This window comes from Arenimonas oryziterrae DSM 21050 = YC6267, from assembly GCF_000420545.1.
GTDB lineage: Bacteria > Pseudomonadota > Gammaproteobacteria > Xanthomonadales > Xanthomonadaceae > Arenimonas > Arenimonas oryziterrae.
This window is the reverse complement of the sequence record NZ_ATVD01000006.1, coordinates 91,703-113,187: the sequence shown is the minus strand read 5'-3', so window position 1 is coordinate 113,187 and position 21,485 is coordinate 91,703. Positions and strand designations below refer to the sequence as shown.

Below are 21,485 nucleotides of genomic sequence, written 5' to 3'. Positions count from 1 at the left end.
ACTGGAAACAAGTGGAATGCCAAAATGGCACTTCAGGCGAACAAGCAATTGAAGACGAATCTAGAAAGTGGTTGCACAACAAAATGTGAGATTGACGGAACGAGTTGGGGCGGCAGCTAGCCCCTTGTCTATGCGAGTGTTGGATGAGGCAGTCTGGCCACATTCCAATTCTGGGAGCATAGTCCGCCAAGGAGCTACGAAGATGTCCGTCAACCTTTCATAGGGCCTAGCTGATGTCAAAGCCGCATTTATTTGGGAGTGGCTGAATATGGCAACGCCTCCCGGTCATATCAAATGGCTAGGCCTGACTACCGCAAAAATTGCATCCAGTGATGGATTGCCCGTCGACACTTGGGAGCTAAGCTATGTCGATGCTGACGAAGCTGCATGGAGCGAGTGGGCGGCTCACTTTCGTCGCCATTATTGCGACGATGCCTTAATAGATCGAATGAAGGCTGGCACGCCATTTGAGAGTTCCAGAAGAGACTATCTAGTCAATCTTGTGTTTCCGGACAAAAGTTCAAGGCTTGGCCCGGCCGTTAGATCCGGAGATTTCGCTGAAATTCTAGTCTCAGACTTGCTGGAGCATCACCTCGCCTATTGGGTGCCTCGAACTCGATTCGCTGCGAAACAAGTTCGCGACGAGTCTGCCAAAGGAGTCGACGTCATCGGAATTCGCCAAATGGATGAATCCGTTTCATCACCAAACGATGAGCTAGCAACTGCTGAGGTAAAGGCTCAGATGTCGGGAAAGAAAGCGAAACCGAGGTTGCAAGATGCCGTGAAGGCATCCGAAAGAGATGAGTTCAGGAAGGCCGAGACGTTGAACGCAGTCAAACAGCGCTTCATTGAAACGGGGGAAAACGAGCTTGCAGCGAAGATCAGTCGCTTTCAGGATCCGCTTGGCAATCCATATGTTGACGTGACAATAGCCGCAGCTGTGTTCTGCGGTTCAGTATTTGATGCCACTAGCATCGGTGCGACTACAGATTGCGCAACGCACAGGAATAGGCCTGGTTTAAAGCTGCTGGTCGTTCATGCGAAAGATTTGATGAAGATTGCCAATAAGATATATGCGAGAGCAGCTGATGAAGCCTAGTCGGATCAACAGGCAAGTTGCTTCGATGGTTAGATCTCAAGCGAAAATGTTTGAGTATCGAGTGCCTGTCGAGTACTACGATACAGTCTCCAACGTGGTTGTTCCGGAGCGTCTTTTTACACCCGCAATCGCTACTCTTGGCGACATCGCGGCTGGAATTTCTAGGCGGCGACTAAGTGACGTCCAAGCACTAGACAACGATGAACGATATGACCTGCTATTTCATGCTCGGGTGCTGTGGATGCACGCGGAGTCAATGCGTTGTGTTGATCTCAACCGGTCCCTCCACCTTCTCAGCTCGGCAGCCTACTACCTAGCTGCGATGCCAGGTATTTCAAAAGTAATGTTCGATCGTTACGCCTTCGAAGGTGGTAGTGAGGTTGGTGAAGTTGAGCTGGGTTTGGCGTGGCTCCTGGCGAAGCCTTGGGTCGCGGGATTTCCAAGAGGCGTAGGAATATCCAGTATCTGTGAATCGATCCATCTTTCGATATCTGGAAAGAAGAGTGATGATGTTGTTATAGAAGAAATGTCTTTCTTTCGTAAGAACCTATACAGCAACTCCAATTCCGAAGATCTGCTTCTAGGTGACCTATTCTGCGCGGTTGCGCGAGAGAGGTTAGCAAATTCGGCCAGAAAGCTACTTCCTGCTCTTTCCAGGATTCAGTCCTCTGAATGGCATTCCTACTTCGTCAAAGAAAGGAGTTTGCCCGAGTTGTGGCCGTCGCAGAAATTGCTGGGAGGTGCAGGTGTGTATGCGGGCGCGTCGGCGATCGTCCAGATGCCGACAAGTGCTGGAAAGACAAAGGCTATTGAACTGGTTGTGCGCAGCGCTTTCCTTTCTAGAAGAGCGAAGCTCGCAGTTGTCGTAGCACCATTCCGAGCTCTTTGTTCCGAGATTGCAGCTGCATTGCGTGAAGAATTTAGCGACGACGCCTACCAAGTAAACCAGGTCAGTGACGTAATTCAAGTTGACTATTTGGAAGGGATATTTGAATTCCTTGACTTCTCGGAAGCAATGCCGGAACAAACGCCGGCGGTATTGGTTCTTACCCCGGAGAAGCTGTTGTACATTCTGAGGCACAAGCCGGAGCTTGCTCAGCAGATAGGGCTAATTGTCTATGATGAAGGACATCAGTTCGATACAGGGACGCGTGGAGTTACCTATGAGCTCCTAGTTACATCGATTAAGGGTTTGGTGCAAAAGTCAACGCAAGTGGTGCTGATATCTGCAGTCATTCAGAATCCTGAGGCGCTGTCGGAATGGCTTCTGAATTCAAAAGACTCAGTTGTGAGAGATACCAACATTCAGACGCAACGAACAATTGCGTATGCTAGCTGGCGCGGTGAGAGCGGAGGCATCAGCTATGCAGACCCGGATGCTGATAGCGAGAGCTTCATGGTTCCCAAGGTATTGGAGGGCCTGCCGCTTATTCTCAAGGGAAAAGAGAGGCGGCAAAGACTCTTTCCAGAGCGCGGAGACTCTACTTCCATAGCCATTTTTCTGGCAGCTACACTTGTTCCCAACGGAGCGGTTGCGCTTTTCTGCGGTCTAAAGGCTTCAGTGTCGAGAGCGCTGCGTGACGCGTTGGACGTTTTCAGTCGTCAGCCAAATGTTGAGCCCCCGTCCGTGCATTGTCGACAGGAAGAACTTTCCAAGCTGGTTAGCTTATATCGCAGGAATTTCGGCGAAGAAAGCTATTTGACTCAAGCAGCGGCACTGGGGATGTTTGGCCATCATTCGGACACGCCGCACGGGCTCCGAGTCGCCATTGAGTTCGCGATGCGAAATGGAGATATTCGGTTCATTGCCTGTACTTCCACGCTAGCGCAGGGCGTCAATCTGCCTATCCGCTACCTTCTAATCACGGGTACCCGACAAGGAACTGGTCGGATAAAAACTCGAGATTTTCACAATCTCATGGGTCGTGCGGGACGAGCAGGAATTCATGGCGAAGGAACCGTAATTTTCACCGATGAGAAAGTTTTTGATGGAAGAAGAGACGGTGCTGAAGTATGGAGGTGGAATGAAGTTCAGTCCCTCTTGCACCCTGACAATACAGAACCAACGGAAAGCACTTTGCTGAGCGTCCTTTCCCCAATATACAACTCTGATAGGACTAGGACACTGGGCCCATCTCCTTTGGGCTTCCTGAATCAAATTGTGCAAGAAAGGACAGGTGTTTTGGAGTACGTGCGAAGCCAATCCCAAGTATTGGCTAAGGCGGGATTCGACCCGCAGTCGGTAGTTTCCGAGGTCGAGTTTAGGATGGAGCTAGTCGCTGCTTTAGAGAGCTTCCTAATGTCCAGTTCTACCCAAGATGAAGATATAGGGACAATTGCAAATCGTCTGGCAGCTGAGACGCTCGCATACAGTCTCGCCAATGATTCCGAGAAAGCCGCGCTATTGAGTCTTTTCGATACTATGGCCGCACACATTGAGACGCATGTTCCAGATGTCGATGTGCGGCGGCGCTATGGTCGAACTCTCTTGGGTGTCGATGCTTCAATTTCCATAAACATTTGGGCAGATTCCCACGCTGAAACTATTCTTAGCGTTGATTCGCCAAGAGCGATGTTAAGGGCTGTTTGGCCTCTCCTTGAGTCGTCGGTGAGCTCATCCCGGCTGAGTTCAAGTCTTCCGGCGGGAGCGATTTTGGAGATTGCCGAGCGTTGGATTGAGGGTGATACTTTTGAAGAGATATTTCGGCTTTCTCAGGCCTTAGGCGTCAAATATCCATATGGCAGAAAATTCCGCGAGTACAAGATCGACGAAATTGTTGGGCTTTGCGAACAGTCATTTGGTTTTGAAGTTCAACTGGTAGTTGCCGCTCTTTTGGAGTCAATTCAAACAAGAAGTGAAGGCTCAGGCGACGGCGCTGTTCATCTGGAGCGACTCCAGAAGATGTTGAAGTATGGATTGAATTCGCAGAACGCCATCGCCTTCTTTGAGGCCGGGTTCTCGGAACGAGTTGTTGCGACCCATTTGGCGTCGCGAGTCAAAGGCGAAATCCCCACTCTTGATTCTATGAAAGAGCTATTGCGGGATAACTTCGCATTTTTTGAGCGAGAGCTTGAAGTATTTCCGGCATTTTTTCTTTATGTACTGAAATCTTTGAGTACAGGCTAGCTTGGTAGAATTCATGTCTATTGGAGCGGAATTTCGCTCAGACAGGTCGCCGAGGTGATCTATGACTTTTGGGCTCGCCGCCAGGTATCCGAGGGTCTTTGATTGTGGTTGACTTTGCATAATTAGCCATTTAGCATATGTGCGAAGCAAGCATTCGATTTCAACCTCAGGAGTACCGCCATGGACGTAGAAATGAGCTATCTCACCTACCTGGTCGTTTCTGTCGCGATGACCATCTGGGTCGCGCACACCCTGTCGAAGAACGGCGAGGTGTTTCTCGTCAAATGCTTTGGGCAGGACGAGGTGCTGGCGAAGTCGACCAATCACCTGCTCGTGGTCGGGTTCTATCTAATCAATCTGGGTTTCATCGGCGTGCGCCTGGACGGCTGGAACCTCGACCAGGTCGGCCTGATCCCGTATGTGGGCAGCAAGATCGGCGTGTCGGTGCTGGTGCTGGGCGGCATGCATTTCTTCAACATGATCATGATCGCCCGCTTCGGTCGCACGGTCAGTGGCTGGGTGCGCACCAACGAGTATCAGAACGGTCCGAGGGTCACGCCGCCGCCGCTGCCGCGCTGAGGCCTTGTGATGAATGCCCCGCGCCGGCACGCGCCGTCGCGGGGTTCGCGTTTTCCCGCATCCGGACTTGCTACGCTATGACCCAACCACACGCCGCAGCAACGCGACTCCGACCAGGCCCCGCCCCAAGCGCATGAGCGACAAGATTTTCGAAGCCCTCGCGTCCTCGCCCCGACGCCAGATCCTGGCCTACCTGTCGGAACAGGAGCTGCCGGCCGGCGACATCGCCGCACGTTTCGCGATGAGCGCGCCTTCGATCTCCCGCCACCTGTCCGTGCTCGAAAACGCCGGCCTGATCACCGGCGAACGCCGCGGCCAGTACGTCGTCTACCGCCTCAATCCCGACAACCTCGTCAACACCCTCTCGCAATTCGCGATGACGGTCTGCCCCGTCGCGGGGCCGTTGAAGCGGGAGAGTAAGGCGGCGAAGAAGGCGAAGGGCGTCTAGGTAGTTTTCCCGGCGTCAGCGCCCGGGGTCCATGCCCACTTCGGCGAAGTAGATCTCCGCCACCTTTTCCACACCCAACTGCTTCCACTCCCACGCCTGCGCAGGCGTGAGCTTGCGCACCCCGCTCATGTGCAGATCCGCGTTGCGCGGATAGCTGCCGTCGATGAGAGAAATGCCCCAGGCCATGCCGTCCTCGATTCCGATGCACAGGCAGGGATGGAAAGCGCTGTCTTCGTAGATGTCGCCGGAGCGAATGTCCACGGTCGAATCCGGGTGGAGCTGGGTCATCGTCGCTGGCCTGGGATGTTGGGGAGAGAACAACCGGGGTCAGTGTACGTTTTCCGAAAAGGTACTCTGACCCCAATAAAAAAGGGCCGGCACAAGCCGGCCCTTTCTCGTTTGCGATGACGCTTACTTCTTCTGCGACTGATCAAACGCCGCGCGGATCGCGACGCAGCGCACGTCGTTCTCGTGGCGCAGCAGCAGCGAGCGGCGGGTGCCGGCGCTGAGGTCCGGGTTGGCGGCGATCGCCTGGGCGAGGCGGTCGACGCTGGCCGGGGTGCAGTTCGAGGGGATCATCGTGCCGGCGTAGGTACGCATGAAAACGCGGTCGGCTTTCTTGTCGATGTCGGCGAGCGTGGCCAGGCGCTGGGCGGCGCTGGCTTCCGCGAGCGCGTTCTGGCCGCCCGGATACAGGTTGCCCATCGCCACGCGCAGGCGCGAGAAGGGTTCGCTGTTGTCGAGCGACTGGATCTTCGCCAGCCACGTCGCCTTGGTCGCCGCGTCCGGACGCAGCACGGTCGCGCCCAGGGCCGCGAGTTGGCCACTCTCGCTCTTGTCGCGCGCTGTTTCCTGCGCGATCAGCGCCTCGCTGCCCGGCACATTGATGTGGTTGAGCTGCTCGATGATCGACCAGCGGATGTCCTGATCGATCTCGACGCCGCCGGCATCGACCTTGCCGTTGAGGATGTCGCCCAGACGCGCGATCGCGGCATCGCTGCTGGCGATGTCGATGTAGGTGTCGAGCCACGAACGCGCGCGGTCGCGGTTGCCGCGGTCGGCGAGCAGGCCGGCCCAGACGACGCTTTCCATGTTCGCGCTGAGGCGGCGATCGATCGCCGTGCCCGCCGCGAACGTGCGCAGATAGCCCTTGCCCGTGCCGATGTTGCCGAGCGCCTGACGCAGCAGGGTGTAGTCGGTTTCCTTCGGCGCGTTCGCGAGCGTGGTGAGGATGAACTCCTCCAGGCTCAGGCGGCGATCGATGAGGCCGTCGCTCAGGCTCTGCCACATCATCGAGCGCAGCAGCGGGTCTTCGATCGAGGACAGGTGCGTGCGCGCGGTCGCGAAGGATTTCGCGTCGAGCACGACCTTCACGAAGCCCCAGTCATCGAGGTTCGGATACACCAGATCCGGGCAGGCTTGGCCGACGAGCTGCGGCACGTCGGTGCTGGCGCCGGTGTAAGTCACGGCCTGCTTGCTCGACAGCGTGAGCTTGTCGTCGACGAGATTGAACAGACCGACCTGCACGAGCTGCGAGCGCAGGGTCGGGTTCGCGGCATTCGCGGCCGACTGCTGCAGCGTGAAGCGGCTAATCTTGCCCTGGCTGCAGGCGAACTCGGCGCTGAGCTTGTCCACGCCCGGCTGGTACAGCCATTCCTTCGCCCAGGGCTGCAGATCCTGGCCGCTGGCCTTCGACAGCGCGCCGATGAAATCGTCGAGCGTGGCGTTGCGGTACGAGAACTCGGTCAGATAGTTGTGCACGCCGCGACGGAAGGTCTCCGCACCGATCATCTGGCGCAATTGGTGCAGGGTCGAGGCGCCCTTGTTGTAGGTGATCGCATCGATGTTGTCGAACGCGTTCGCCGTCGACGGCACCGGCACTTCGATCGGATGCGTGGTGATGCTCTCATCGGTGCGGTACGCGCCCTGCTTGCTGCGGTACTGCGCCAGCCACGGGTTCGCAAACTCACCCGAGGTCGCGCTGCCCAGCGTTGCCATGTAGGACGCGAAGCTCTCGTTGAGCCAGAGGCCATTCCACCAGCGCATCGTGACGAGGTCGCCGAACCACTGGTGCGCCATCTCGTGCAGGATCGTCGACGCGAGGTTCTGGCGGTCGGACGCGGTCATCGCGCTCGGGCTGGTGAAGCGGTTTTCGGTGAAGGTCACCGCGCCGGCATTTTCCATCGCGCCGTAGATGAACTGCGGCACTAGGATCTGATCGTATTTCTTGAACGGGTAGGGGATGCCGAAGTATTCGTCGAAATAGGTCAGGCCCTGCTTGGTGTAGCGGAACCAGTCAGCCGGCGACACCTGCGAGGCCAGCGACTGGCGCGCGAACAGGCGCATCGGGTACTTGCCGCTGTTGTCTTCCCACTTCTTGTACGGACCGGCGTGCAGCGAGAAGTTGTACGGGCTGAGCTTGGGCGTGGCCGGGAAGGTCCAGCGGCGCGTGGCGCCCTGGTCCTGGATGCCGGTCTCGCGCGTGGAGGAAATGACTTCCCAGTCCTTCGGCGCGGTCGCGGTCAGGGTGTAGGTCGCTTTCAGGTCGGGCTGGTCGAAGCTCGCGAACATCTGGTGCGCGGCGGCCGGCTCGAAATGCGAATACAGATAAACGCGGCCGTCGGTCTTGTCGACGTAGCGGTGCAGGCCTTCGCCGTTGGTGCTGTGTTCGCGCGTGAAGCCGACGCTGACCGTGTTGCGGCCGACTTTCAGATCGGACGCGGCGATGGTGATGAAGCTCTGGTTGTAGACCGGCGTGACCTTCTTGCCGTTCACGGTCAGCGCGGTGATCGTCGCCTTGTCCAGATCGACGGTCAGCGGCGCGGATTTGTCCTTGAGGTCGAAGTCGATGCGGCTGGTCGACGAGAACGTCGGCTCGCCGGTCAGTTGGAAGTCGAGCGTGTACGCGACATTCGATACACGAGCCGAACGCGCCGCGGCATCTTCCTGACTCAGATAGGGCGAATCGGCGCGCGCGCCGGCCGTCGTCGCGACTTGGGCACAAACAGGCGTCGCGAGCGCGGCGAGAAACATCGCACCGAGCAACACGGACGAACGGGCAGAGACAGACTGAGACATGGCGTCACTCGCACTGGCGTGGGCAAGCGGCGATGTTATCCCAGCCCATCCTTCGAAAGACGGCCCGACGGCCCTGCCATAAGTCATGGTGGACGTGACCGACCGAACGAAATGCAGCGACCTCGCCGCTGGTCGCCTCCATACCCCGGCGTTTGCCTCGCGACCCGCGCCGTAGCATTCTCCAAGGCACGACCCCAGGAGATGCGCCCATGCTGCAGCCCGGCCTCATGATGGATCGCCCGCTGCTGGTTTCGGCCATCATCGAGCACGCGGCCGCGCAGTACGGGAACGTCGAGGTGGTCTCGCGGGAAACGCACGGGCCGCTGTTCCGCTACACCTGGCGCGATTGCGCACGGCGCTCGCGCCAGCTCGCGAATGCCCTGAAAGGCCTGGGGCTTGAGGCCGGGCACGTGGTCGGCTCGATCGCCTGGAACAACCACCGCCATCTGGAAGCGTATTACGGCGTGTCCGGTAGCGGCATGATCATGCACACGGTCAATCCGCGCCTGCAGGTGCAGCAGCTGATCTACGTGATCAATCACGCGCAGGATGCGGCGGTGATGTTCGATGCGACCTTCGCGCCGCTGATCCAGGGTATCGCCGCGCACTGCCCGCAGGTCAAAGCCTGGATCTGCCTGAGCGATGCCGCGAACACGCCGCCGATCGAAGGCGTCGCGAATGTGCACAACTACGAAGACTTGATCGCACCTTGCAGCGACCAGTTCGACTGGCCGGAGTTCGACGAAAAAGCCGGCGCGGCGCTGTGCTACACCTCGGGCACGACCGGCAATCCGAAAGGCGTGCTGTATTCGCATCGCGCGCTGGTGCTGAACGCGCTGTCCGGTTCCATGCCGGGCGTGCTGTCCTTGTCACCGAAAGACACGGTGTTGCCGGTCGTGCCGATGTTTCACATCAACGCCTGGTGCATTCCGTATGGCGCGCCGATGATGGGCGCGCGCCTCGTGCTGCCCGGCCCGCGCCTGGATGGCGCCAGCCTGCATGGCCTCATGGAATCCGAGCGCGTGACCGTGAGTGCAGGTGTGCCGACGATCTGGCTGGGCCTGGTGCAGTTCATGGAGCAGAACGGCCTGAAGTTCACCACGATGCATCGCACGATCGTTGGCGGCACGGCGATGCCGAAGGCGCTCATCGCGAAATTCGCCGACGACTACGGCGTCGAAGTGCACCACGGCTGGGGCATGACCGAAACCACGGCGGTCGCGACGATGGGCTGTCTGTCGCCCGAGGACGAATCCCTCTCGCCCGACGAGCAGCACGCGATCATCGCGCGTCAGGGCAAGTCGCTGTTCTGCGTCGACATCAAGATCGTCGATCCCGCCGGCCAGACCCTGCCGCGCGACGGCGTGTCGCAGGGCGAGCTGATGGTGCGCGGGCAGTGGATCGCCAAGGCGTATTTCCGCTCCGACGAATCGCCGCTGGTGGATGGCTGGTTTCCGACCGGCGACATCGCCACCATCGACGAACATGGCCGCATGCAGATCCGCGACCGCACCAAGGATGTCATCAAGTCCGGCGGCGAGTGGATCAGTTCGATCGATCTGGAGAATGCTGCCCTCGGCCATCCGGCCGTCGCGCTGGCTGCGGTGATCGGCGTGAAGCATCCCAAGTGGGACGAGCGTCCGCTGATGCTCGTCGTGCGCAAACCGGGGCAGTCGGTGGAGAAGGACGACCTGCTCGCGTTCCTGCGCGATCGCGTGGCGTCCTGGTGGCTGCCCGAAGAAATCCTGTTCGTCGACGCACTACCCGTCGGCGGCACCGGCAAGGTGCAGAAGGGACCGCTGCGCGAGAAATACGGGTCGATCTTTGCCTGATCAGCGGGCCTTCCACGGCTGCATGACCAGCAGCACGCCGGCGACCACGAGCGCTGCGCCCAGCAACCGGCTCGCATTGATCGGCTGCGCGGTCTGCAACACGCCGAAGCGATCGTAGGCCAGTGCCGCGAACATCTGACCGCCGACCGCGAGCGCGACCAGGGCCGAGGCGCCGATGCGCGGCACCGCCAGCGTCGCAACGCTCACGAAAAACGCACCGAGCAAGCCGCCGAGCCACATCCAGGCCGGCAGTTTGGCCAGCGTCGCCAGGCCCGGCCAGGGTTGCCGCGTGACGATCAGCACGCCGAACAGCGCGATCGTGCCGACCAGAAAGGAGCAGGCCGACGCATACAGCGCTCCGGCGGTGTTCTTGCCCAGCTGCGCATTGATCAGGGCCTGCAACGGGATGATCGTGCCGGCGAGGAAGGCGAGGATGGCGTAGATCCAGTTCATGGGAGCCTTGGTCTGAGGTCGCGTGGGAAGTCAGGAGACTAGCGCGAACCGTCGTGGCCGTCCTGGCTGGCCCCAAGCGTTGATCAATGAATCCCCGCCCGTGCCGGAGTCGTCATGCGAATTGCCCTGTCCTGTCTGTCGTTGTCTCTGGCGGCCTTGCTGCTCGCCGCACCGGTCGCCCGTGCCGATCAGATCACCGACGCGAATGCGCGCATCAACGATCTGATCATCGCCGAAAAGCTGCCGCCGCCGCGGGCGAACCGGGCGCTCGCGATCGCCCATGTCGCCGCGTACGAAGCGGGCAATGCGATCACGCATCGCTATCCGGCGTCCGGGCGCACGCGACTGAACGCCCAGCGCGGTGCCTCGCTCGACATGGCGTTCGCGGCGGCCATTCATGCGAGCCTGCTCGAACTGCTGCCCGGCCAGAAAGCCCAGATCGATGCCGACTTCGACGCGGCCCGCGCGAAGATCGCAGACGGCGCCGCGCGCACCAACGGCATGGCAGTCGGTGAAGAAGCCGCGCGGCAGATTCTCGCGCGCTCCCGCGAGGATGGCGCGATGCAGTCCGACGCCTATGTGCCCTTCACCCAGCCCGGTCGCTATGTGCCGACGACGACCGTTGCGGTGCCGTATTGGGGACAGCGCAAGCCCTGGGTGCTGACCTCGGGCGACGAATTCCGGCCAGGCCCGCCGCCCGCCCTGGATAGTGCGATATGGGCGCGCGACTACAACGAGATACGCGCCATCGGCGCGAAGGATAGTCGTACGCGCACTGCCGAACAAACGGCGATCGCGCGCTTCTGGGAGGCGACGCAGCCGACGATCTACTACCCGCTCGCACGCGCCGTCGCGGCGCAGCCGGGTCGCGATCCGATGCGCAATGCGCGTCTGTTCGCCACGGTCGGCATGGCGATCGACGATGCGTTGATCGCGGTCTTCGATGCCAAGTACGCCTACAACTTCTGGCGCCCGGTCACCGCCATCCGCAACGGCGACGCCGACGGCAACGAGGCGACGACCGTCGAAGCCGGCTGGACGCCGTTCATCGAAACACCGATGCACCCCGAATATCCCTGCGCGCATTGCATCGTCAGCAGCGCCTTGGCCACGGTGCTCGCCGCCGACATCGGCCGTGGCCCGATGCCGGTGATCGCGACCACGAGCCCGACCGCTCCGGGCGTGACGCGAACCTGGACCAGCCTGCCCGAGTTCGTGCAGGAAGTGTCGAACGCGCGCATCTACGATGGCGTGCACTTCCGCAATTCCACCGAGGTCGGCACGGCGCTGGGTCGCAAGGTGGGGGAGAAGGTCGTGCGGGTGATGTTGAGGTAGGTTTCCCGTCAGCATCAGGCCTTCGGGTATTTCATTCGGAGGCTCGCCTGCAGGCGTTTGGGCGAGCACAGAGCTTCAGGGGGCGGTGTTGAAGCCCCCTGCTTGAGTCGTCTCCTTCGGGAGACAGGATCATGCGATCAAGATCCGTTTCAACACGGGCGTCTTCGACCAAGCGAGTGGTGTGTTGAGCGCCAAACAGACTGAGCACCTGATAGATCTCCGTGACCGTCAGCTCAGCTTCCAGATCGCGGTAGTTGTAGCCGGTGATGCCCGATTCGTTGAAGGACAGGGTGGACAGGAAATGCCTTCTGCGCCGGGCTGACAACCGACCCAGAGGCGATGCCGCGAGCTTGTGGTCACGAAGATAAGCCCTAAGTGTGGCCCTTGAATGGATAGGTGCCGTCAGCTTGGCGATTTCCCGTTGCTGCTCCTCGCGTTTCGAAAAGGACTCGATCCATTCCATGGCCGGATCCAACTCGGCCACCGATGTGCGCAAGAGGTTTGATTCGGTGGCGTTGAGCGACAGAGGCACTGCAAAGAAGAACGCGGAAAGGCCGGCAAGTAGCGTGGGTTTCATCTGCAATCCCCGAAAGGTGGCGAGTGGAACTGGGCCCAGACTAAACGCTGTCAGCGCGCAGGGCGTCGAGGATCTCGCAAGGCTGGCAGGTACTGCTGTGTAGCGTTGCTAACGGCCATGGAAGGCTTAGGTCGTTTCTCCAGCGAACGGAAGCGTGGAGCGCGAATCGGCTAGTGATTTTGGGCAGAATTGGGGCGCTGTTGCTCTTCACGATGTTGGCGCTGACGCGTGCATTTTGTCCGCTTCGCCAAGGTACTGACGTCATCTCTAGTCACCTGCATCTCGCAGGCTCCGGAGCCATTCCATGACGATTCGCCGTTCCCTTCTTCTGGCAAGCGTGCTGCTTGCTGCCGCGTGCGCCGATGCGCAGGCCGCCAATTTCAATGGCAAGTTCGACATCGTGCAGACCACGGCAGCCACGCCGGCCGGCACCTTGCGCTATTACAATGCCGTCAACGGTCTGAGCATCTTTGCCGAACCGGGCACGGCGGCGGACCTGATGCGCGAGGCGCTGTTCCGCAAGACGCTGGTGAGCATCGCTTATACGCCAATCGTCTGTCCGTTCGGCATCACCGGCTCGTGTGGCACGCTGACCGCGATCACGGTCAATGCCGGAAACATCCCGTAAATCTCCGCGCGCGGGCACCCGAGCGGTGTCCGCGCTGCAGGCGCGCTGTGTACACTGCCGTTGACGCGCCGGCGCCATCGCCCGGCACGCATCATGTCATGGGCAAGGGGAACCGATCGTGTTGAACAACCTCACCACCGCTGTGAAATTCCAGTGGCGTTACGTCTTTATTCTCATCGGCGCGATTTTCGCGCTCATGGTCCTGTTCGGCTCGTGGTACACGATCGACCAGGGCGAGCGCGGCGTGCATTTGCGCAACGGTGCCCTGGTCGGCACGGCGGAGCCGGGCCTGGGTTTCAAGGTGCCGATGATCGACACCATCAAGCGCATCTCCATCCAGAACCTCACCGTGCAGTACAACGCCGTGCAGGCCTACAGCAAGGACCAGCAGACGGCGGTGATCCGCGTATCGGTCAGCTTCCATGTGCCGCCGGCGGAAGTGACCTCGGTCTACACCGAATACGGCAACATCGAAGGCCTGACCAATCGCCTCGTCGATCGCCAGGTGCCGACCCAGGTGGAGAACGTGTTCGGCCAGTACACGGCGATCTCGGCCGTGCAAAGCCGCGTGATGTTCGTGCAGGACGTCACCAACGCGATCCGCAAGGCCGTCAAGGGCCCGATCGTCATCGACAGCGTGCAGATCGAGAACATCGATTTCTCCGACGCCTACGAAAAATCGATCGAACTGCGCATGCAGGCCGAGGTGCTGGTGCAGACCGAGAAGCAGAACCTGGAAAAAGAGCGCGTCAATGCCGACATCGCGGTGACGCGCGCCAAGGGCGAGGCCGATTCCAACCTCGCGCGCGCCCGCGCCGATGCCGAGGCCACGCGCATCAAGGGCGAGGCCGAGGGTGCGGCGATCCGCGCGAAGGCCGAAGCGCTGGCGCAGAACGTCAATCTCATCGAGCTCACCAAGGCCGAACGCTGGAACGGCGTCTTGCCGACGACGATGATCCCGAACTCGACGGTGCCCTTCCTCAACGCGAACAAATAAGTCGCGTCATCCGCTCTCCCGGCCCGCCGTTCGCTCAGTCGAGCGGCGGCGCCACCCGCGCCTGATTGGTTCCGGCGCGTTTCGCCTCGTACATCGCCGTGTCCGCGGCGTGGATGAGCTCGTCGGCGCCGCCGCCGTGATCGGCGGAAATGGCGATGCCGATGCTGGCGCCGACGCTGAGCGAGCGGTCGCGGTAGGCGATCGGCGCGTTCAACGCCGCAAGCATCTTCTGCGCGATGCGCAGGGCCGCGTCGGCTTCGTTCACGCCGCGCAGGATGGCGACGAACTCGTCGCCGCCCAGGCGCGCGACGGTGTCCTCCGAACGGACGGCGCTGCTGAACCGCGCGGCGGCGGCCTGCAACACGATGTTTCCGGCCTCGTGACCGTGCAGATCGTTGATCGCCTTGAAGCCATCGAGATCGACATACATCAGCGCGATACGCTGGCGCGTGCGCGGCACGCTGAGCAGGGCCTGTTCCAGCCGGTCCATCGCCAGGCGCCGCAGCGGCACGCCGGTGAGCTCGTCATGCGAGGCGAGCGCTTCGATGCGCTGCCGCTGCGAATCGACTTCCTTGAGCAGGCCGATGGTCATCGTCTGCAGGCTGGCCACGGCCTGGAAGATGATCAGCGGCATCACGCCGGTGACGACGAACACGGTCAACCATGAGGCCGGACTGCGCACGTACGCGTTGGCATCGAAATGAAGCGCGAGAAACCCCGACGTGAACCCGATGCCCGCAACTACGATGAGCAACAGCACGACGATCATCGTGATGATGCCCGCGCGCACCGAATACAGCGTGCTCATGAGCAGGGCGCTGACCACGAGCCACCAGATACCCGCACCCACCAGGCCGAGCAGGAACAGTCCGACGAAGCCGATCGACCAGAACAGCAACATGACCGCGAGCGCTTCGTAGCGCGGCGACAGGCGCCGGCGCAGGAGGAAGAAGATCACCACCAGCGCGCCCAGGCCCAGGTGCACGCTGTAGATCGGCTGCCAGCCGGTGGCCAGGCTGCGCAAGGCCGATGCGGGCGCCGCCAGCAGCGAGATCGCGAACAAGCTCAGCCAGATGCGTTCGATGAGCGCGTGGCGGATGACGCTCAGCCGTGCTTCCAGCGACTGCTCGCGCGCCGACAACAGCGGCAGGGCCAGGGGGCCGCCTGACGCATCGGGGTGTCGTTCGGAATTGGAGTCGCGTGGGGGACCGCTCATCGCCGGGGATCGCAGGAATCCACTGGGGGTTGCGCCGGATCATCCCACACCCGGAATGGGTGATCGGTGACGGGCATCACGCAGGATGCCGGGGGTGCGCGGGCCTATCGGGCGGGCTGGTCGAGGATTTCCCGCACCAGACGCGCGGAGATGTTCAGTTCATCGGCGACGCGGGCGACCATGTTGTCGCCCATCGTCTCGTATTGCCGCGCCAGCGCATGCACGTCGGCCGCGAGCGCATCGGCCTTGGCCTGGCGCGACTTGAGGCCTTTTTGCGGCGGAATCGGGGGGAGGGACATGCTTGGAATTTCCTGGGGAGGCGCGCTGTGATTGTCCGCGCATTCGGGCGTGAGCGGTACCCGTTCATTTTCGATCGGCAAGCTCGCCTCTCCCGAGCGACGCGCGCCGGTTCGGCGCAGGGCGATACCGGCTGGTCGCAAAAGGTGGTGGTGACGCTGGTTGCCGTGTCGCGTCCCGGCTTTAATCGCCTCGCCTGTCACCGAAACCCCGCGAGAACTCCCATGAAAAAGCTCTTCTGCTCCGTATTTCTTGCCCTGCTGCCCCTGACCGCGTTCGCGAACACGCCGACGCCCGAACGCGAGGCCGGCATCCGCCAGGTCATCGAATCTTTCCGCACCGCCATCATCGACAAGGACAAGGACCGCTTCCTCGCGCTGTTCGCGCCGGGCACGGTGAGCTGGCAGTCGGTCAACAGCGACGCGACGGTGCAGCGCTACCGCGTCAAGAATCCGACCCTGGGCAAGGTGCGTTCCAATCCCGGGCACAACCCGCTGAGCTTCATCGACAACATCGTCGCCGACAAGGAAAGTACCGAAGAGACCTTCAACAATATCCGCATCGACAGCGATGGCGATGTGGCGGCGGTGAGTTTCGACTATGTCTTCATCGGCAATGGCGTCGCCAGCAACTACGGGCAGGAGTCGTGGCAGCTGGTGCGTACTGAAGACGGGTGGCGCATCGTGTCGGTGATCTGGTCGGTGAATGTGCCGGAGAAGAAGGGCGACGGTCGCTGATTGGAGTGGCGTGCCCTCACCCCGGCCCTCTCCCCGTCGGGGAGAGGGAGTCACCTGCTGCGGCGAGATTCCCTTCTCCCCACCGGGGAGAAGGTGCCCGCAGGGCGGATGAGGGGAAGCTCTTCCCTTCTCCCCACCGGGGAGAAGGTGCCCGCAGGGCGGATGAGGGCCCGCTCAATGGCATCATCGCAACGGAATTTTCGCGCCAAAGGTCTTTCGTCTATGTCCCCAGCCCTCGACCCCGAACCGCGCACGATGCCGCCGTTCTGGCTGCCGCTGCTGGCGGGATTGCCGGTCGGCCTGTGCCTGGTGGTGATGGCGCTGCCGGAACTCGGGCATGGTCATGGCACGGCGTATCGCGTGCTGTACCTCGTCGCCTATCTGCTGTGGACCGTGCCGCTGACCGCCCTGCAACGCGCGCTTTGGCATCGGCGCGCGGCGCTTTGGGCGACTGCCGTGATCCTGTTGTCGGTCACCTATGCGATGTCGGTCGCCAACAACGTGCTGGGCGTTGCGATGGCGGTTGTCGCGGGGTGGGGCCTATCGCCGAATTTCGCGTGGTCGAGAATGTTCGGCGGTCTCGAAGGCTGCTGGCTGGCGCTGATCGCCTTCTGTGCGATTCACGCCGTCGTGGCCTACTACGCCGAGCTCAAGCAGGAACAGGCGCGACGTCTGCAAGCGACCTCGCTCGCGCTCGATGCGGAGCTGCGCGCGCTGCGCTACCAGCTGCACCCGCATTTCCTGTTCAACACGCTCAACGCGATCTCGTCCCTGGTCACCGACGGCCGCAGCCGCGAGGCCACGCATATGCTCGCGCGCCTCGGCGAATTCCTGCGCGCGACCCTGGACGGCGGCGATCGTCACGAAGTCACGCTCGCCGAGGAACTGGCCCTGACCGAAACCTACCTGGCCATCGAGAAAGTGCGCCTGGGCGACAAGCTGCGCGTGCACTGGCAGATCGGCCCCGAGATCCTGCGCGCGCAGGTGCCGTATCTGGTGCTGCAGCCCCTGGTGGAGAACGCGATCCGCCATGGCATCGCCTTGCGCCGCGATCCGGGCGCCTTGGAGATCATGGTTTCGCGCGACGGCGACCGCTTGCATCTGTGCGTGCGCAACGACGGCGTACCGACGACTACAGCGAATGATGACGTGGCGCCGGGCTCGCCGCGCGTGGGCATGCGCAACGTGACCGAGCGTCTGTCCATGCTCTACCCCGGTGCGCATGCGATCGCGGCGAAAGGCCGGGACGACGGCGGCTACGAAATCCATCTGGAACTGCCGTTCCGGGAAGCGACGACGCCATGATCCGTGTCGCCGTGATCGACGACGAACCGTTGGCGCGTACCGGCGTGATCGCGCGACTGGCCGCGCATGCCGGTGTCGAGGTGGTCGGCGAATACGGCGACGGACCCGCGGCGCTGGCCGGCATCGCGGCGCAAGCACCGGATCTGGTCTTCATCGACGTGCAAATGCCCGGCATGACCGGCCTCGAGGTGTTGGCGGCGATACCGGCCGACGTGCGGCCGCTGGCGATCCTGCTGACGGCCTACGAAAATTTCGCGGTTCGCGCCTTCGAGCTGCAGGCGATCGATTACCTGCTCAAACCCGTCGACGACGAACGCTTCGTGGAGGCGCTCGAGCGTGCGCGCCGGGCGCATGCGCATCGCCGTCACGATCGGGCTGACATCGATACGGTCTCGGCGCAGACCTCGCCGCCGACGCCCAACTACCTGGACCGCTTCAAGGTGCGTCTGGGCCGCCGGATCACGATCGTGCCGTCCGCCGAGGTCGACTGGATCGAAGCCGACGGCGACTACGCGACCCTGCATGGCAAGGGCCGCAGCTACCTGCTGCGCGAATCGCTGAGCCGCCTGTCCGGCCAGCTCGATCCCTGGCAGTTTCTGCGCGTGCATCGCTCGACCATTGTGCGCATCGATCGCGTCGCCGAGTGGCAGCCGCTGCCCAATCGCGACGCCCTGCTGCGCCTGCACGACGGCACCCTGGTGCGGGCGAGCCGGACGTATGTCGGCGTGCTGCTAGATCGCCTGGCGGGCGGACCTACTGCTTGAGCTTCCACCCCGTCCTGAAGATCCACCACACCGCCGACAGGCACAGGGCGAGGAACCCGAGAATCGCCGTGACGCTGACGACCACGTTGACGTCGGCCAGGCCGTAGAAGCTCCAGCGGAAAGCGCTGATGAGATAGACGACCGGGTTGAACAGCGTGAGCTTCTGCCAGAACGGCGGCAGCATGTTCACCGAGTAGAACGCGCCGCCGAGGAAGGTCAGTGGCGTCACGATCATCAGCGGGATCACCTGCAGTTTCTGGAAGTCATCCGCCCACAGGCCGATGATGAAACCGAACAGGCTGAAGGTCACCGCGGTCAACAGCAGGAAGCACAGCATCCAGAACGGATGCGCGATCTCGTAGGGCACGAACACGCGTGCCGTGATCAGGATCAGCACGCCGAGCATCACCGACTTGGTCGCGGCCGCGCCGACATAGCCGATGACGATCTCCACGTACGACACCGGTGCCGACAGCAGTTCGAAGATCGTACCCGCCCACTTGGGCATGTAGATGCCGAACGAGGCATTGGAGATGCTCTCGTTGAGCAGGGCCAGCATGATCAAGCCGGGAATGATGAAGGCGCCGTAGCTGACGCCGTCGACGTCGCCCATGCGCGAGCCGATCGCAGCACCGAACACGACGAAATACAGCGAGGTCGACAGCACCGGCGAGGCGATGGACTGGGTGATGGTGCGGAAGGTGCGCGCCATTTCGAAACGGTAGATCGCACGGATCGCATGCCAGTTCATGCCGCGATCTCCTTCTTGTTCGCGTGCACGAGACTGACGAAGATCTCCTCGAGCGAACTCTCGCTCGAATGCAGGTCCTTGAAGTCGATGCCCTGTTCGGCCAGGCGACGCAGCAGGGGCGCGATGCCGGTGTCGTCGGTCTGCGTGTCGAAGGTGTAGATCAGCGCGTGGCCGTCGTCGGCGAGTTCGAGCGGCAGGTCGGCGAGCGCGGCAGGAACCGCCGTCAACGCGGTCTGCAGTTGCAGCGTCAACTGCTTCTTGCCGAGCTTGCGCATCAGCACGGCCTTGTCTTCGACGAGGATCAGCTCGCCCTTGCGGATCACGCCGATGCGGTCGGCCATTTCCTCGGCTTCCTCGATGTAGTGCGTGGTCAGCAGGATGGTCACGCCCTTCGCGCGCAGGTCGCGCACCATCTGCCACATGTCGCGGCGCAGCTCGACGTCGACGCCGGCGGTGGGCTCGTCGAGGAACAGCACGGTCGGCTCGTGCGACAAGGCCTTGGCGATCAGCACGCGGCGTTTCATGCCGCCCGAGAGCGTCATGATCTTGCTGTCCTTCTTGTCCCACAGCGACAGGTCGCGCAGGACTTTTTCCAGATAGGCCGGATTCGGCGGCTTGCCGAACAGGCCGCGACTGAATTTCACCGTCGACCACACGGTTTCGAAGGCGTCGGTCGAGAGTTCCTGCGGCACCAGGCCGATCATCGCGCGCGTGATACGGAAATCCTTGCGGATATCGTATCCGTCGACGAGCACCGTGCCCTGGCTGGCATTGACGATGCCGCAGATGATGCTGATCAGCGTGGTCTTGCCGGCGCCGTTGGGTCCGAGCAACGCGAAGATCTCGCCGCGGCGAATCTCCAGGTCCACGGATTGGAGTGCCTGGAATCCCGAGGCATAGGTCTTGTTGACCTGCTGGATGGAAATGATCGACGACATGGACGGTCCCGGTGCGTGCGGCAGGCGCCCATGCTAGCCGATGCCGGCGTTCGGGATTAGTCCGGGAAACGGGATGCTGCAGTCCGCCGATGAACGAAGCTGCGTGGGATGTTGTGCGCGCGTGAATGCACGCACAGGGCATAACTTCCTGTTCACGGCGTGATCGTTATGGTCGCTGCACATGGACCGATCTGCGTTTCTTTCGGCAGCGGTTCATTTTTCCGGCGGGCCGATCGCGCAACGCGATCGTTGGTCAGTCCCGTCCGGCAATCCCGGCAACACAAGGAGTGAGCCATGAACCACAGCAACAAGAATCTCAACGACCTCGTTTCCATTGCCCGCGACGGCAAGGATTTCTACGAGCACGCGGCAGCCAAGGTCGACGATCCCGCGCTGAAGACGGTGTTTACGCGGATGGCGTCCGTCAAGAACGACATCGTGCAGAGCCTGTCGGGCGAAATCCGGGCCGAAGGCGACAAGCCGACGACGGCGGGCACCCTTGTCGGCGAGATCGGCAAGATCTACGGCGATCTGCGCGCCCTGGTCGGCAACAAGGATTACGCCTATGTCGCCCAGCTCGAAGAGTCCGAGGATCGCCTGCTGAAGGCCTTCACCGACGCGATCGCCGACAAGGAAACCTCGGCCCCCGCACGCGCCGTGCTCGACCGCCTGGCCCCAATCATCCGCGAGTGTCACAACTCCATGCGCGATCGGAAGTTGGCCTTGAAGAACGCCGCGTAAGTATCGCCCGCAAGCTGGCTCCTACGCAGGAGCCGGTTTGCCGGCGACCGGTAGGCATCATTTCGGCACCGTCAGCGCACCGGGGCCGCCTGCAGGGAAACGCGCTTCTTGCCGTCCGCGACCTGCTGCGTGCCGACTTCGAGAAAACCGTAGCGCGCATGGAAGCGCCGCGAGGCTTCGTTCGGCGGGTCGATGTCGAATTCGCAGGTGATCGGATCGATCGCTTCGGTGCGCGCGAACGCGAACAGATCGTCGTACAGCAGCGCACCCAGACCCCGACCCTGCTGCTGCGCCGACACCACCACGCGATCGATGTACAGAAAACGGTCGTAGGCCTCGCTGAACCAGCGATAGTTCGGACTGTCGTAGTTCGCGCCTTCGCGCAGCGCCAGCAGGAAGGCGACGACCTCGCCGTCGATCTCGACGACGCGGTGATACGCCGACTGCGCATCGAGACGCTCCAGGCGCGCGGCGTCCATCGGGCTGAGGTAGTGCACGGATTCGGCGTTCAGGCCGAGGATCGCGGCGAAATCGCGCGGTCTCGCAGCGCGCAGGGTGACGACGGCATCAGGCATGGACGGGC

Annotated in this window: 21 protein-coding genes; 12 read left to right on the top strand and 9 right to left on the bottom strand. The window is 61.7% G+C overall.

Annotation, left to right across the window (positions count from 1 at the left end; all coding sequences use genetic code 11):
* Window positions 1–268 precede the first annotated feature (268 nt).
* The 4 genes from G467_RS17910 to G467_RS0113570 all read left to right on the top strand — a co-directional run bounded on the left by G467_RS17910 (window position 269) and on the right by G467_RS0113570 (window position 5,253).
* Window positions 269–1,099 carry a Hachiman antiphage defense system protein HamA gene (locus tag G467_RS17910; RefSeq protein WP_081644695.1) on the top strand — a complete coding sequence of 277 codons (831 nt, stop codon included), beginning with the start codon at window positions 269–271 and terminating at the stop codon, window positions 1,097–1,099.
* Window positions 1,074–4,226: a DEAD/DEAH box helicase gene (locus G467_RS17905; protein WP_081644694.1), complete on the top strand. Its 3,153-nt coding sequence runs from the start codon at window positions 1,074–1,076 to the stop codon at window positions 4,224–4,226. Before G467_RS17910 ends, G467_RS17905 begins: the two co-directional genes overlap by 26 nt.
* Before the next feature lie 180 nt (window positions 4,227–4,406).
* The gene (locus tag G467_RS0113575) at window positions 4,407–4,805 is read left to right on the top strand and encodes a hypothetical protein (protein ID WP_022970291.1); all 399 of its coding nucleotides are present in this window, start codon (window positions 4,407–4,409) and stop codon (window positions 4,803–4,805) included.
* A 133-nt stretch (window positions 4,806–4,938) separates the two neighbouring features.
* Window positions 4,939–5,253: a metalloregulator ArsR/SmtB family transcription factor gene (locus tag G467_RS0113570; RefSeq protein WP_022970290.1), complete on the top strand. Its 315-nt coding sequence runs from the start codon at window positions 4,939–4,941 to the stop codon at window positions 5,251–5,253.
* A 15-nt stretch (window positions 5,254–5,268) separates the two neighbouring features.
* On the opposite strand, the gene G467_RS16940 is transcribed toward G467_RS0113570, so the two are convergent.
* Both G467_RS16940 and pepN read right to left on the bottom strand, forming a co-directional pair.
* The gene (locus G467_RS16940) at window positions 5,269–5,541 is read right to left on the bottom strand and encodes a hypothetical protein (protein ID WP_022970289.1); all 273 of its coding nucleotides are present in this window, start codon (window positions 5,539–5,541) and stop codon (window positions 5,269–5,271) included.
* A 123-nt stretch (window positions 5,542–5,664) separates the two neighbouring features.
* On the bottom strand, window positions 5,665–8,331 hold the full coding sequence (pepN, locus tag G467_RS0113560) for an aminopeptidase N (RefSeq protein WP_081644693.1): 2,667 nt from the start codon (window positions 8,329–8,331) through the stop codon (window positions 5,665–5,667).
* Between the two features lie 209 nt (window positions 8,332–8,540).
* Here pepN and G467_RS0113555 point away from each other — a divergent pair, with 209 nt between their 5' ends.
* On the top strand, window positions 8,541–10,163 hold the full coding sequence (locus G467_RS0113555; RefSeq protein WP_022970287.1) for a long-chain-fatty-acid--CoA ligase: 1,623 nt from the start codon (window positions 8,541–8,543) through the stop codon (window positions 10,161–10,163).
* Here G467_RS0113555 and G467_RS0113550 read toward each other — a convergent pair whose 3' ends face one another.
* Entirely contained in the window at window positions 10,164–10,616 is a 453-nt protein-coding gene (locus G467_RS0113550) for a DMT family transporter (protein WP_022970286.1), read from the bottom strand.
* A 114-nt stretch (window positions 10,617–10,730) separates the two neighbouring features.
* Between G467_RS0113550 and G467_RS0113545 the strand changes: the two genes are divergently transcribed.
* Window positions 10,731–11,951 (top strand): vanadium-dependent haloperoxidase, encoded by a 1,221-nt coding sequence (locus tag G467_RS0113545; protein ID WP_022970285.1) that lies wholly within the window; start codon window positions 10,731–10,733, stop codon window positions 11,949–11,951.
* A gap of 31 nt (window positions 11,952–11,982) precedes the next feature.
* Here the strand turns inward: G467_RS0113545 and G467_RS17670 are convergent, their stop codons facing one another.
* Window positions 11,983–12,528: a hypothetical protein gene (locus G467_RS17670; protein WP_022970284.1), complete on the bottom strand. Its 546-nt coding sequence runs from the start codon at window positions 12,526–12,528 to the stop codon at window positions 11,983–11,985.
* 304 nt (window positions 12,529–12,832) lie between these two features.
* On the opposite strand from G467_RS17670, the gene G467_RS0113535 reads away from it, so the two are divergent.
* Both G467_RS0113535 and G467_RS16930 read left to right on the top strand, forming a co-directional pair.
* Entirely contained in the window at window positions 12,833–13,156 is a 324-nt protein-coding gene (locus G467_RS0113535) for a hypothetical protein (RefSeq protein WP_022970283.1), read from the top strand.
* A gap of 118 nt (window positions 13,157–13,274) precedes the next feature.
* Complete coding sequence (locus tag G467_RS16930; RefSeq protein ID WP_022970282.1) at window positions 13,275–14,153, top strand: SPFH domain-containing protein; 879 nt, start codon at window positions 13,275–13,277, stop codon at window positions 14,151–14,153.
* 34 nt (window positions 14,154–14,187) lie between these two features.
* Here the strand turns inward: G467_RS16930 and G467_RS17665 are convergent, their stop codons facing one another.
* Both G467_RS17665 and G467_RS18205 read right to left on the bottom strand, forming a co-directional pair.
* Entirely contained in the window at window positions 14,188–15,369 is a 1,182-nt protein-coding gene (locus tag G467_RS17665) for a GGDEF domain-containing protein (RefSeq protein WP_022970281.1), read from the bottom strand.
* A 104-nt stretch (window positions 15,370–15,473) separates the two neighbouring features.
* Window positions 15,474–15,668 (bottom strand): hypothetical protein, encoded by a 195-nt coding sequence (locus tag G467_RS18205; RefSeq protein ID WP_022970280.1) that lies wholly within the window; start codon window positions 15,666–15,668, stop codon window positions 15,474–15,476.
* A gap of 222 nt (window positions 15,669–15,890) precedes the next feature.
* Here G467_RS18205 and G467_RS18200 point away from each other — a divergent pair, with 222 nt between their 5' ends.
* The 3 genes from G467_RS18200 (at window position 15,891) to G467_RS0113500 (ending at window position 18,472) form a co-directional block, all read left to right on the top strand.
* Entirely contained in the window at window positions 15,891–16,403 is a 513-nt protein-coding gene (locus G467_RS18200) for a YybH family protein (protein WP_022970279.1), read from the top strand.
* Between the two features lie 222 nt (window positions 16,404–16,625).
* Window positions 16,626–17,708, top strand: a complete 1,083-nt coding sequence (locus G467_RS16920) for a sensor histidine kinase (RefSeq protein WP_022970278.1) — start codon at window positions 16,626–16,628, stop codon at window positions 17,706–17,708.
* Window positions 17,705–18,472 (top strand): LytR/AlgR family response regulator transcription factor, encoded by a 768-nt coding sequence (locus G467_RS0113500; RefSeq protein ID WP_022970277.1) that lies wholly within the window; start codon window positions 17,705–17,707, stop codon window positions 18,470–18,472. The genes G467_RS16920 and G467_RS0113500 overlap by 4 nt, the downstream gene beginning before the upstream one ends.
* Here G467_RS0113500 and G467_RS0113495 read toward each other — a convergent pair.
* Complete coding sequence (locus G467_RS0113495; RefSeq protein ID WP_022970276.1) at window positions 18,462–19,223, bottom strand: ABC transporter permease; 762 nt, start codon at window positions 19,221–19,223, stop codon at window positions 18,462–18,464. The two genes, G467_RS0113500 and G467_RS0113495, sit on opposite strands and share 11 nt — an antisense overlap.
* The gene (locus G467_RS0113490) at window positions 19,220–20,161 is read right to left on the bottom strand and encodes an ABC transporter ATP-binding protein (RefSeq protein ID WP_022970275.1); all 942 of its coding nucleotides are present in this window, start codon (window positions 20,159–20,161) and stop codon (window positions 19,220–19,222) included. Before G467_RS0113490 ends, G467_RS0113495 begins: the two co-directional genes overlap by 4 nt.
* A 294-nt stretch (window positions 20,162–20,455) precedes the next feature.
* On the opposite strand from G467_RS0113490, the gene G467_RS0113485 reads away from it, so the two are divergent.
* Entirely contained in the window at window positions 20,456–20,902 is a 447-nt protein-coding gene (locus G467_RS0113485; RefSeq protein ID WP_022970274.1) for a PA2169 family four-helix-bundle protein, read from the top strand.
* A 71-nt stretch (window positions 20,903–20,973) separates the two neighbouring features.
* Here the strand turns inward: G467_RS0113485 and G467_RS0113480 are convergent, their stop codons facing one another.
* The gene (locus G467_RS0113480; protein WP_022970273.1) at window positions 20,974–21,477 is read right to left on the bottom strand and encodes a GNAT family N-acetyltransferase; all 504 of its coding nucleotides are present in this window, start codon (window positions 21,475–21,477) and stop codon (window positions 20,974–20,976) included.
* Window positions 21,478–21,485 lie beyond the last annotated feature (8 nt).

What these genes read in the sequence shown, in the direction of transcription:
- G467_RS0113570 (WP_022970290.1), top strand. Translation starts at nt 4,939, where the DNA reads ATGAGCGACAAGATTTTCGAAGCCCTCGCGTCCTCGCCCCGACGCCAG.
- G467_RS0113495 (WP_022970276.1), bottom strand. Translation starts at nt 19,223, where the DNA reads ATGAACTGGCATGCGATCCGTGCGATCTACCGTTTCGAAATGGCGCGC.
- G467_RS0113485 (WP_022970274.1), top strand. Translation starts at nt 20,456, where the DNA reads ATGAACCACAGCAACAAGAATCTCAACGACCTCGTTTCCATTGCCCGC.
- G467_RS0113490 (WP_022970275.1), bottom strand. Translation starts at nt 20,161, where the DNA reads ATGTCGTCGATCATTTCCATCCAGCAGGTCAACAAGACCTATGCCTCG.
- G467_RS0113480 (WP_022970273.1), bottom strand. Translation starts at nt 21,477, where the DNA reads ATGCCTGATGCCGTCGTCACCCTGCGCGCTGCGAGACCGCGCGATTTC.
- G467_RS0113550 (WP_022970286.1), bottom strand. Translation starts at nt 10,616, where the DNA reads ATGAACTGGATCTACGCCATCCTCGCCTTCCTCGCCGGCACGATCATC.
- G467_RS17910 (WP_081644695.1), top strand. Translation starts at nt 269, where the DNA reads ATGGCAACGCCTCCCGGTCATATCAAATGGCTAGGCCTGACTACCGCA.
- G467_RS17670 (WP_022970284.1), bottom strand. Translation starts at nt 12,528, where the DNA reads ATGAAACCCACGCTACTTGCCGGCCTTTCCGCGTTCTTCTTTGCAGTG.
- G467_RS16940 (WP_022970289.1), bottom strand. Translation starts at nt 5,541, where the DNA reads ATGACCCAGCTCCACCCGGATTCGACCGTGGACATTCGCTCCGGCGAC.
- G467_RS18200 (WP_022970279.1), top strand. Translation starts at nt 15,891, where the DNA reads ATGAAAAAGCTCTTCTGCTCCGTATTTCTTGCCCTGCTGCCCCTGACC.
- G467_RS0113555 (WP_022970287.1), top strand. Translation starts at nt 8,541, where the DNA reads ATGCTGCAGCCCGGCCTCATGATGGATCGCCCGCTGCTGGTTTCGGCC.
- G467_RS16920 (WP_022970278.1), top strand. Translation starts at nt 16,626, where the DNA reads ATGTCCCCAGCCCTCGACCCCGAACCGCGCACGATGCCGCCGTTCTGG.
- G467_RS0113500 (WP_022970277.1), top strand. Translation starts at nt 17,705, where the DNA reads ATGATCCGTGTCGCCGTGATCGACGACGAACCGTTGGCGCGTACCGGC.
- pepN (WP_081644693.1), bottom strand. Translation starts at nt 8,331, where the DNA reads ATGTCTCAGTCTGTCTCTGCCCGTTCGTCCGTGTTGCTCGGTGCGATG.
- G467_RS0113545 (WP_022970285.1), top strand. Translation starts at nt 10,731, where the DNA reads ATGCGAATTGCCCTGTCCTGTCTGTCGTTGTCTCTGGCGGCCTTGCTG.
- G467_RS17905 (WP_081644694.1), top strand. Translation starts at nt 1,074, where the DNA reads ATGCGAGAGCAGCTGATGAAGCCTAGTCGGATCAACAGGCAAGTTGCT.
- G467_RS18205 (WP_022970280.1), bottom strand. Translation starts at nt 15,668, where the DNA reads ATGTCCCTCCCCCCGATTCCGCCGCAAAAAGGCCTCAAGTCGCGCCAG.
- G467_RS0113535 (WP_022970283.1), top strand. Translation starts at nt 12,833, where the DNA reads ATGACGATTCGCCGTTCCCTTCTTCTGGCAAGCGTGCTGCTTGCTGCC.
- G467_RS17665 (WP_022970281.1), bottom strand. Translation starts at nt 15,369, where the DNA reads ATGAGCGGTCCCCCACGCGACTCCAATTCCGAACGACACCCCGATGCG.
- G467_RS0113575 (WP_022970291.1), top strand. Translation starts at nt 4,407, where the DNA reads ATGGACGTAGAAATGAGCTATCTCACCTACCTGGTCGTTTCTGTCGCG.